Raw genomic sequence first — 10,438 nt, forward strand, 5'->3', positions numbered from 1 at the left:
AAAGGCCCGATCTGCCATGGCAAAAATCAAGGTGACCAACCCCGTCGTCGAACTCGATGGCGACGAGATGACCCGGATCATCTGGCAATACATCAAGGACAAGCTGATCAACCCGTTCCTCGATATTGACCTGCAGTATTACGACCTCGGGATGGAATACCGCGACCAGACCAACGATCAGGTCACCATCGATGCCGCCGAAGCCATCAAGAAATACGGCGTCGGCGTCAAGTGCGCCACCATCACCCCTGATGAAGCCCGGGTGAAGGAATTCGGCCTCAAGCAGAGGTGGAAGTCGCCGAACGGCACCATCCGCAACATCCTCGGGGGCGTCGTGTTCCGCGAGCCCATCATCTGCAAGAACGTGCCGCGGCTGGTGCCGGGCTGGACCAAGCCGATCATCATCGGCCGTCACGCCTTCGGCGACCAGTACCGAGCCACCGACTTCATGTTCCCCGGCAAGGGCACGCTGACGATGAAGTTCGTCGGCGAGGACGGCAAGGTGATCGAGCGGGAAGTGTACAAGGCTCCCTCCGCCGGCATCGCGCTGGCGATGTACAACCTCGATGATTCGATCGCCGATTTCGCCCGCGCCTCGCTCAACCAGGGCCTTGCCAAGAACTATTCGGTGTACCTGTCGACCAAGAACACCATCCTCAAGGTCTATGACGGCCGCTTCAAGGACATCTTCCAGGACATTTACGACAAGGAATTCAAGTCGCAGTTCGAAGCCAAGAAGATCACCTACGAGCATCGCCTGATCGACGACATGGTCGCCGCCGCGATGAAGTGGTCGGGCGGCTACGTCTGGGCGTGCAAGAACTACGACGGCGACGTGCAGTCCGACACCGTGGCGCAGGGCTACGGCTCGCTCGGCCTGATGACCTCGGTGCTGATGACGCCCGACGGCAACACCGTCGAAGCCGAAGCCGCCCACGGCACGGTGACGCGGCACTACCGCGAACACCAGAAGGGCAAGGAGACCTCGACCAACTCCATCGCCTCGATCTTCGCCTGGACCCGCGGCCTGTCGCATCGCGCCAAGCTCGACAACAACGAGGCGCTGGCGAAGTTCGCGCTGACGCTGGAGAAGGTCTGCGTCGACACCGTCGAGGCCGGCTTCATGACCAAGGATCTGGCCCTGCTGGTCGGCGCCGACCAGCGCTGGCTCTCCACCACCGGCTTCCTCGACAAGGTCGCGGAGAATCTGACGAAGGAAATGGCCTAAGAGATCGGCGGCCTAACGTAGGCTTCCCCTCCCTCAACGTCATTGCGAGTGCAGCGAAGCAATCCATCTATCCAAGCAAAGGAAGAATGGATTGCTTCGTCGCATCCGCCTTCGCCCGAAGGCGGGCTTCGGCGGACAAGAGCTCCTCGCAATGACGCGCGGGGAACGCCGTGCTTTCGCCCCAAAGACCTTGCGTGGTCCGCTCGTAATTTCCAAGGGCCACCATGCGGCGGATCGTTCGGTTTGGACTGCTCTTCACCATCCTCGTTGCCGGCGCGATCGCGCTCGGCAACAGCTCGCTCTGGGTTTCGCCGCAGACCACGCGCACGTTGCTGGCGCATCGCGGGCTGGCCCAGACCTATCCTGCAACGGGCCTGACGGCGACGACCTGCACCGCGGCGCGGATCTTTCCGCCCGAGCATGCCTTCATCGAGAATACCCTGCCCTCGATGCGCGCGGCCTTCGCCGCCGGCGCCGACATCGTCGAACTCGACGTTCACCCGACCACTGACGGCCAGATCGCCGTCTTCCATGACTGGACCCTGGACTGCCGCACCGACGGCCACGGCGTCACGCGCGAACACAGCCTCGCCGATCTGAGAAAGCTCGACGTCGGCCATGGCTACACCGCCGACGGCGGCAAGACCTTTCCACTGCGCGGCACCGGGATCGGCCTGCTGCCCTCGCTCGACGAGGTGCTCGGCGCCTTTCCCGACAAGCGCTTCCTGATCCACATCAAGAGCAACGATGAAGATGAGGGCCGGCGGCTCGCCGAACGCCTCAGATCGCTGCCGCAGCAACAATTGCAGCGGCTGATGATCTATGGCGGCACGCTGCCGGTGGCGGCCGCGCGGCAGGTGCTCGACATCCCCGCGATGTCGGGGATCACGCTGAAGCGCTGCCTGATCCGCTATTTCCTGCTGGGATGGTCCGGTTACGTCCCGCCCGATTGCGAACGCAGCGTGCTGCTGGTGCCGGTCAATTACGCGCCGTGGCTGTGGGGCTGGCCGAACCGGTTTCTCAACCGGATGAACGATCATGGCTCCGCCGTCTTCATCATCGGACGGCACGACGGCGAGGATTTCTCCAGCGGGATCGATCGACCCGAAGACCTCGCCTTGTTGCCATCAGGCTTTGCCGGCGGCATCTGGACCAACCGGATCGACCGGATCGCGCCGGCGCTGCCGAAGCGCTAGAGCAAAAGCGCATCGCAAAGCGATGCTCTCGAACGATGCAGTGTTGAGTTCGATCACCACCGGCGCAACCGCCACTTTCCGCGCGCGACAGGCACTCAAGCGCGCGGCGCGGGTCTGGCCGGCACAGCGTAGAGCCCGGAAAAGACAATTCCGAGGAAGATCGAGAGCGTGCCGACGCTGATGGCGTTCATGGAGAGCAGCGCGGCATAGGCGTCATCCCGATAAAGGTATGGCGGCGCGCCAAAATTTCCGTGCAGGAGCAGCCAGGCGGCGAACGGCGGCGCCGCCAGCAGCAGCATCCAGATGCGTTCGCCCACGCCGAACAACAGGCTCGCGAGCGCGATGCAGGGGATCAAGAAGAGTTCGGTCCCGGATTTTTCTCCAAGCACCCAGGTGCATGATACCGTGTGGATCGTTCCGGCGAGCGACAGAACTATCCTGCCCGCCAGGGGATGACGGCGCGCGATCGCAGGCACCATGAGGAATATCGGAAAAGCAAGCAGCGTCATCAGCAGCCATGGCATCCCGTCGCTGCCGGCCAGCGCGATCACATAGAGCGGATAGAATGGCGCATTGCCTGCCAGCACCAGCGCTACCTTGTTGCCGGCGGCTGCGAGCGGTTCGTCGTTGGCGGCATAGGCGCCGATCCGATCCGAAACTCGCTGCAGATAATCAGGGATCATTTGGCCTCACAGGCAAGGATTCGCCGCGCGCTATCCGTCTATCTCAGACCATTGTCTTGGCAGCAATTCGATCAGCGGGTCGTCCAATTCGCCGGAGGGAGGTTCGATGGCCTGCGCCATGTGTGCGGTTTTCAACGGTCGCGACGGTATCGAGCTAGTGTCGCGGCGAGGTTCCGCATCTTCAAAAAGTCCAACGAATCCAATGTGTTGCTTTCTATGCATGGGGTTGTTTTCGCGATTTTGTGCAGAAACCGTTGCCCAAGCGTTAGGCCGGCCACGCTAGACGACGACGCCACCTTCGTCATCGGTTTGCGTTGCCTGCGCGATTTCATCCAGGGCGATATCGCCCTTCTGCGCCTGCGCGGTATCGGCGAGCCGGGCCCTGACCACTTCCTGGACATGCGCGGCAAGTTTCGGCGCGCGCGCAATCAGGGCGTGAAAATCCTGCGCGTCCAGCGCCAGCAGGTTCGACTTGCGCAGCGCGGTGACGGTGCCGCTGCGCTGGGTCCGATGCAAAAGCGCGATCTCGCCGAAGAAACTGCCGTCGGAGAGCCGCACCCGCTGCGCCGGCAATTCGATCTCGACCTCGCCGGCGGCGATGAAATACATCGACGAGGCCGGCTCTCCCCGCCGCACCAGGATTTCGTCGGTCTCGATGGTCTGGGTGCGCAACAGCCGCATGATATCGGCAATTTCGGCGGCGCGCAGATGCGCAAACAGCGGCACCCGGGCCAGCATGCCCCAGGTCACGATGAAGTCGTGACGGCGGACTTCATTGGCGAAGGCCCCGGAAATGATCGCTACCGGCAGCGCGATCATCATCAGCCCGCCGACGATGGCGAAGCTCGCGACCGTCTTGCCCATCGCCGTCACCGGGACCACGTCGCCATAGCCGACGGTGCCGAGCGTCACGATCGCCCACCACATCGCGAGCGGAATGCTGCCGAACTTGTCGGGCTGGGCGTCATGCTCCACCGCGTACATCACGGTCGCGAAGGTGAGCACCGCGCCGACCAGGATCACCAGGCATCCGAACAGCGTGCGCCGCTCGGCATGGACCGCCGCCAGCAACGAGCGCATCGCGGTCGAATAGCGCACCAGCTTGAAGAACGGCAGCATGCCGACCATCACCAGCATCGGGCGCTGGTTACCGAGCAATGCTACTCCGGACGGCAGCACCGACAGCAGGTCGATGATGCCGAGGCTGGAGGTCGCGTAGTCCAGCCGGGCGCGCCACGGGCTCATCTCCCGAACCGGCGCATGTCCGGCCACGCTCCAGAACCGCGCCGCATATTCGAGGGCAAAGATTGCGAGCGAGGCGATCTCGATCGCCATGAGTAGCCGGCCGAACCGCGCGTTGATCTCCGGAACCGATGCCAGCACCATCACCGACACGTTGACGACGACGATCGCGATGATCAGATGCGCGAGCCGCGCGCTCGCCGTGTGCGGAATGTTGTCGTGTTCGAGGAGATCGTAAACCCGGCGGCGCAGATCGTGACCTTGCATCGCGCTGTTCCCCGGATTGAGCCTGTCAGGCGCCGCCCATCGCGTTTTCGATCGCCTGAAGCGCCGCATCCGCCTTGGCGCCGTCGGGGCCGCCGGCCTGCGCCATGTCGGGACGCCCGCCGCCGCCCTTGCCGCCGAGCGCCTCGGAGGCGATCTTGACCAGATCGACCGCGCTGAAACGCGAGGTCAGATCGGGCGTGACGCCGACCACGACGCCGGCCTTGCCGTCGGCGGTGACGCCGACGATGGCGACCACGCCGGAGCCGAGCTGCTTCTTGCCGTCATCGGCGAGGCTCTTGAGATCCTTCATCTCGATGCCTTCGACCGCGCGCGCCATCAGCTTGACGTCGCCGACCTGACGCACGCCGGCAGGACCGGCCGCAGCACCGTTGCCGACGGAAGTCCCGCCGCCCATCGCCAGCCTCTTGCGAGCCTCTGCGAGGTCACGCTCCAGCTTCTTGCGGTCCTCCATCAAGGCGGCGATGCGCGCCGGCATCTCGTCGAGCGTGGTGCGCAACTCGCCCGCCGCGGTCCTGGCCAGCGCCATGGTGTCGTTGGCGTGTTTGCGCGCATGATTGCCGGTCAGCGCCTCGATGCGGCGGACGCCCGAGGCGACCGCGCTTTCGCCGGTCACCGAGATCAATCCGATATCGCCGGTGCGGCGCACATGGGTGCCGCCGCACAATTCCACCGACCAGCCGAGCGCGTTGCTGCCATGCTCGCGCGCGTTTCGGCCCATCGTCACCACGCGCACTTCATCGCCGTATTTTTCGCCGAACAGCGCCCGCGCCCCGGCATCGCGCGCGTCATCCACCGCCATCAGCCTCGTGGTGACCTCGTCATTCGCCAGCACCACTTCGTTGGCAATGTCCTCGATGCGGGCGAGCTCTTCCGCCGTGATCGGCTTCTGATGCACGAAATCGAAACGCAGCCGATCCGGCGCCACCAGCGAGCCGCGCTGGGCGATGTGATCGCCGAGCACCTGACGCAGCGCCTCGTGCAGCAGATGCGTCGCGGAGTGATTCGCTCGGATCGACGAGCGGCGAGTATGATCGACTTCGAGACGAACCGAATCGCCGACCTTGAGCACGCCAGATTTCATCCTGACATTGTGAATAAAGAGATCGCCAGCCTGCTTGTGCGTCATGAGCACATCCGCGACAATTTCACCGTCAGTAGTTCGCTTCAACCAACCCGTGTCGCCAACTTGACCACCCGACTCTGCATAAAATGGCGTTTGATTAAGTACCACTTCACCACTTTCGCCGGCCTTCAGTTCGATAGCTTCCGGCCCGCCGCGTATAATCGTTTGAACAATGCCTTCGCTTATCTCCGTGTCGTAGCCAAGGAATTCAGTTGCGCCGTATTTTTCACGCAATGGGAACCAGTAATTTTCTGTCTTTGTGTCACCTGAACCAGACCAAGATGCACGCGCCTTGGCTTTCTGTCTCTCCATTGCGTCCGTAAAGGAAGCTTGATCAACGCTGATGCCGCGCGACTTCAGCGCGTCCTGGGTAAGATCCAGCGGAAAGCCATAGGTGTCGTACAGCGTGAACGCAGTGTCGCCGTCGAACATGTCGCCCTTCTTCAGCGAACTGCTCTTCTCGTCGAGGATCGACAGACCGCGCTCCAGCGTCTTGCGGAAACGGGTTTCTTCCAGCCGCAGCGTTTCCTCGATCAGCTTTTCCGCCCGCACCAGATCCGGATAGGCCTGGCCCATCTCGCGCACCAGCGCCGGAACGATACGATGCATCAGCGGATCGCGCGCGCCGAGCAACTGCGCATGACGCATCGCGCGGCGCATGATCCGGCGCAGCACATAGCCGCGGCCCTCGTTCGACGGCAGCACGCCGTCGGAAATCAGGAAGGCGGAGGAGCGCAGATGGTCCGCGATGACGCGGAACGACGCTACGGTCTGCTCCTCCGGTCCGGTTCCGAGCGCTGACGCGGTGGCATCGATCAAGTGACGGAAAAGATCGGTCTCAAAGACGCTGTCGACGCCCTGCAGGATGCAGGCCATCCGCTCGAGCCCCAAACCGGTGTCGATCGAGGGACGCGGCAGCGGCTGGCGCTCCTCCTTCGTCACCTGCTCGAACTGCATGAAGACCAGGTTCCAGAATTCGAGGAAGCGATCGCCGTCCTCCTCCGGGCTGCCCGGCGGTCCGCCCCAGATGTGCTCGCCGCGGTCGATAAAGATCTCCGAACACGGGCCGCAGGGGCCGGTATCCCCCATCGCCCAGAAATTGTCCGAGGTCGCGATGCGGATGATGCGGTCGTCCGAAAAACCGGCGATCTTCTTCCAGTGGCGCGCCGCCTCATCGTCGTCGTGATAGATGGTGACGAGCAGCTTGTCCTTCTTCAGCCCGAAATCCTTTGTAATCAGGTTCCAGGCGAGCTCGATCGCGCGCTCCTTGAAGTAGTCGCCGAACGAGAAATTGCCGAGCATCTCGAAAAAGGTGAGATGGCGCGCGGTGTAGCCGACATTGTCGAGGTCGTTGTGCTTGCCGCCGGCGCGCACGCATTTCTGCGAGGTGGTGGCACGCTGATAGGGCCGCTTCTCGACGCCGGTGAAAACGTTCTTGAACTGCACCATGCCGGCATTGGTGAACATCAGCGTCGGGTCGTTGCGCGGCACCAGCGGCGACGACGGCACGATCTCGTGACCCTCCGCCGCGAAGTAGTTCAGAAATGCCGACCTGATCTCGTTAACGCCGCTCATGTCCGTCCAATCGTAAAAAGCCCGGGATTCGCTGCAAACGCGCCATCGCACCGGCCCAAGTAACAAGCCAAGTACCAAGCCAAGTACCAAGCCATGGCTTTTAGACAAGGGGGATGGCGCTGTCCAGAAAGTGTGCAACAAATCAGCGGCTTGCCGCAGCAGCACAAGGTTCGTTGATAATTGCTGCGGCTGCGTTGACAGCCTTGCCGCCGCCGTGGTTTTCTCCCATCTGTTCAAGATAGTCACGTCGGGAGAGATCGGCTTAAGCGCCGGCGCCGAAGGAGCAACCGCCCCGGAAACTCTCAGGCAAACGGACCGCGTGACTTGCTAGCATCTGGAAAGAGACGCCGCCGGGGCCAGTCCCGGGATGCGTCCGCCGACGGGATAATACTCTCAGGCACAGCGACAGATGGGGCTTCGACGGGTTTGCGAGGAATCCTCCTCGGGAACCGCGAGGGCCCCATGATGCTTGCGCGCGAAACCGAAACCGCATTGAAAACCACCCCTTTGCATGCGCTGCATGCAGCCAGCGGCGGCAAAATGGTGCCGTTCGCCGGCTACGACATGCCGGTACAATTCGCACCCGGCGTGCTCAGGGAACACCTGCATACCCGCAACTCGGCCGGGCTGTTCGACGTCTCGCATATGGGACAGATCGAGCTGCGGGCGAAATCCGGCAAGGTCGAGGACGCCGCCCTGGCGCTGGAGCGGCTGGTGCCGCAGGACATCCTCAGCGTTGCACCGGGCCGACAGCGCTACGCCCAGTTCACCAATGAAGCCGGCGGCATTTTAGACGATTTGATGGTGGCCAATTTCGGCAGCCATTTGTTCCTCGTCGTCAACGCCGCCTGCAAAGCCGAGGACGAGGCGCATCTGCGCGCTCATCTCCAGGACAGCTGCGTCATCGAGCCGCTCCCCGACCGCGCGCTGATCGCGTTGCAGGGACCGACGGCGGAATCAGTACTGGCCAGGCTTTGCCCCGAAATATCAGCGATGCGGTTCATGGATACGGGGCCGCGCCGTATCGACGGCATCGACTGCTTCGTCTCGCGCTCGGGCTACACCGGCGAGGACGGCTTTGAGATTTCGGTTCCGGCCGAACAGGCGGAAGCCTTCGCGAGAACGCTGCTGGCGAATGGCGACGTGATGCCGATCGGGCTCGGCGCGCGCGACAGCCTGCGGCTGGAGGCCGGGCTCTGCCTTTATGGCCACGACATCGACACCTCGACGACGCCGGTGGAGGGCGCGCTGGAATGGTCGATCCAGAAGAGCCGCCGCCATGGCGGCGCCCGCGCCGGCGGTTTTCCCGGCGCCGACACGATTCTTGCGCAGCTCGAAAAAGGCGCGCCGCGCCGCCGGGTCGGATTGAGGCCGGAGGGCCGCGCCCCGGTGCGGGAAGGCGCGCCGCTATTCGCCAATGAGACTTCATCCGAACAGATCGGCAAGGTCACCTCGGGCGGCTTTGGCCCCAGCCTGAATGCGCCTGTCGCGATGGGCTATCTGCCGGTTTCGCTCGCCGCCGCGGGCTCGCTGGTGTTCGCCGAATTGCGCGGAGCGCGGCTGCCGCTGCGGGTCGCCGCCATGCCCTTCGTCCCCAACACTTACAAACGTTGAACCTCAAAACACTGAAGGATCCGTCATGACGACGCTCTACACCACCGACCACGAATGGCTCCGGATCGAGGGCGACGTCGCCACCATCGGCGTCACCGACTACGCGCAGTCGCAGCTCGGCGACGTCGTGTTCGTCGAACTGCCGAAGGTTGGACGCAGCCTGAAGAAGGCCGAAGCCGCCGCCGTGGTCGAATCGGTCAAGGCCGCCTCCGACGTCTACGCGCCGATTTCGGGCGAAGTGCTCGAGGTCAACGACGCGCTCGCCGCGGAACCGGCGCTGGTCAATTCCGATGCCGGCGGCAAGGCGTGGTTTTTCAAGCTGAAGATTTCGGACAAAAGCGAACTCGGCGGCCTGATGGACGAAGCCGCCTACGCCAAACACACCGCGTGAGCCGCGAGGGTATGATCATGAACGCGCCGCTTAAACACACCGACGAGCCCGCCGCCACCTTCGTGCGCCGCCACATCGGCCCCTCGCCCCGCGACGTCAGCGCCATGCTGGAGACCGTGGGCGCGAAAAGCCTTGATACGTTGATGGCCGAAACCCTGCCGTCCTCGATCCGGCAGAAGGCGCCGCTCGATCTCGGCACCGCTTTGAGCGAAACCGAAGCGCTGGCGCATATGCGCGAACTGGCGGCGCAGAACCAGGTCTTCACCTCGCTGATCGGCCAAGGCTATTCGGGAACCATCCTGCCGGCGGTGATCCAGCGCAATATCCTGGAGAACCCGGCCTGGTACACGGCCTATACGCCGTATCAGCCGGAGATCAGCCAGGGCCGGCTGGAAGCGCTGTTCAATTTCCAGACCATGATCTGCGACCTCACCGGGCTCGATGTCGCCAACGCCTCACTGCTCGATGAAGCCACCGCCGCGGCGGAAGCGATGGCGCTGGCCGAGCGCGCCGCCCCGGGCAAGGCGAAGTCCTTCTTCGTCGATTCCGAGGTTCATCCGCAGACGCTGGCGGTGCTGCGCACCCGCGCCGAGCCGCTCGGGTGGAGCCTGATCGTGGGCGATCCCGCCGTCGATCTCGACAAGGCCGAGGTGTTCGGCGCCCTGCTGCAATATCCGGGTACGTCGGGCGCGGTGCGCGACCTGCGGCCGGCGATCGCGGCGGTGCGCGCCAAGGGCGCGCTGGCCGTGGTTGCCGCCGACCTTCTGGCGCTGACGCTGCTGGCGTCGCCGGGCGAACTCGGCGCCGATATCGCGATCGGATCGGCGCAGCGTTTTGGCGTGCCGATGGGCTATGGCGGGCCGCACGCGGCCTATATGGCGGTGCGCGACGCGCTCAAGCGCTCGCTGCCGGGGCGCATCGTGGGCCTGTCGATCGATTCGCGCGGGCAGCCGGCCTATCGGCTGGCGCTGCAGACCCGCGAGCAGCATATCCGGCGCGAAAAGGCGACCTCCAACTTCTGCACCGCGCAGGTGCTGCTGGCGGTGATCGCCTCGATGTACGCGGTCTATCATGGCCCGGAAGGGCTGACCCACATCG

At 63.9% G+C, this 10,438-nt stretch carries 7 protein-coding genes, 1 pseudogene and 1 riboswitch; of the genes and pseudogenes, 5 read left to right on the forward strand and 3 right to left on the reverse strand.

The genetic code is table 11. From position 1 onward, the window contains the following. Window positions 1-16: 16 nt before the first annotated feature. Together Q7T45_RS15060 and Q7T45_RS15065 are read left to right on the forward strand one after the other, a co-directional pair. The gene (locus Q7T45_RS15060) at window positions 17-1,228 is read left to right on the forward strand and encodes an NADP-dependent isocitrate dehydrogenase (RefSeq protein ID WP_304871741.1); all 1,212 of its coding nucleotides are present in this window, start codon (window positions 17-19) and stop codon (window positions 1,226-1,228) included. A 224-nt stretch (window positions 1,229-1,452) separates the two neighbouring features. Next, window positions 1,453-2,424, forward strand: a complete 972-nt coding sequence (locus Q7T45_RS15065; RefSeq protein WP_304871735.1) for a glycerophosphodiester phosphodiesterase family protein — start codon at window positions 1,453-1,455, stop codon at window positions 2,422-2,424. A 95-nt stretch (window positions 2,425-2,519) separates the two neighbouring features. On the opposite strand, the gene Q7T45_RS15070 is transcribed toward Q7T45_RS15065, so the two are convergent. From Q7T45_RS15070 to alaS, 3 genes are all read right to left on the reverse strand, one after another. Further along, window positions 2,520-3,107 (reverse strand): hypothetical protein, encoded by a 588-nt coding sequence (locus Q7T45_RS15070; protein WP_304871736.1) that lies wholly within the window; start codon window positions 3,105-3,107, stop codon window positions 2,520-2,522. A 279-nt stretch (window positions 3,108-3,386) separates the two neighbouring features. After that, window positions 3,387-4,616: a cyclic nucleotide-gated ion channel gene (locus Q7T45_RS15075; RefSeq protein ID WP_304871737.1), complete on the reverse strand. Its 1,230-nt coding sequence runs from the start codon at window positions 4,614-4,616 to the stop codon at window positions 3,387-3,389. Window positions 4,617-4,641: 25 nt separating this feature from the next. Then, window positions 4,642-7,335: an alanine--tRNA ligase gene (gene alaS / locus Q7T45_RS15080; RefSeq protein WP_304871738.1), complete on the reverse strand. Its 2,694-nt coding sequence runs from the start codon at window positions 7,333-7,335 to the stop codon at window positions 4,642-4,644. Window positions 7,336-7,573: 238 nt separating this feature from the next. After that, window positions 7,574-7,662, forward strand: a riboswitch (glycine riboswitch). A 138-nt stretch (window positions 7,663-7,800) separates the two neighbouring features. Here alaS and gcvT point away from each other — a divergent pair. From gcvT to Q7T45_RS15095, 3 genes and pseudogenes are all read left to right on the forward strand, one after another. Beyond that, the gene (gcvT, locus tag Q7T45_RS15085; RefSeq protein WP_304871742.1) at window positions 7,801-8,949 is read left to right on the forward strand and encodes a glycine cleavage system aminomethyltransferase GcvT; all 1,149 of its coding nucleotides are present in this window, start codon (window positions 7,801-7,803) and stop codon (window positions 8,947-8,949) included. A gap of 25 nt (window positions 8,950-8,974) precedes the next feature. After that, complete coding sequence (gene gcvH / locus Q7T45_RS15090) at window positions 8,975-9,340, forward strand: glycine cleavage system protein GcvH (RefSeq protein ID WP_304871739.1); 366 nt, start codon at window positions 8,975-8,977, stop codon at window positions 9,338-9,340. 17 nt (window positions 9,341-9,357) lie between these two features. Further along, window positions 9,358-10,438: pseudogene (locus Q7T45_RS15095) on the forward strand (glycine dehydrogenase); the annotation flags it as partial.

This window comes from Bradyrhizobium sp. (assembly GCF_030646015.1).
GTDB lineage: Bacteria > Pseudomonadota > Alphaproteobacteria > Rhizobiales > Xanthobacteraceae > Bradyrhizobium.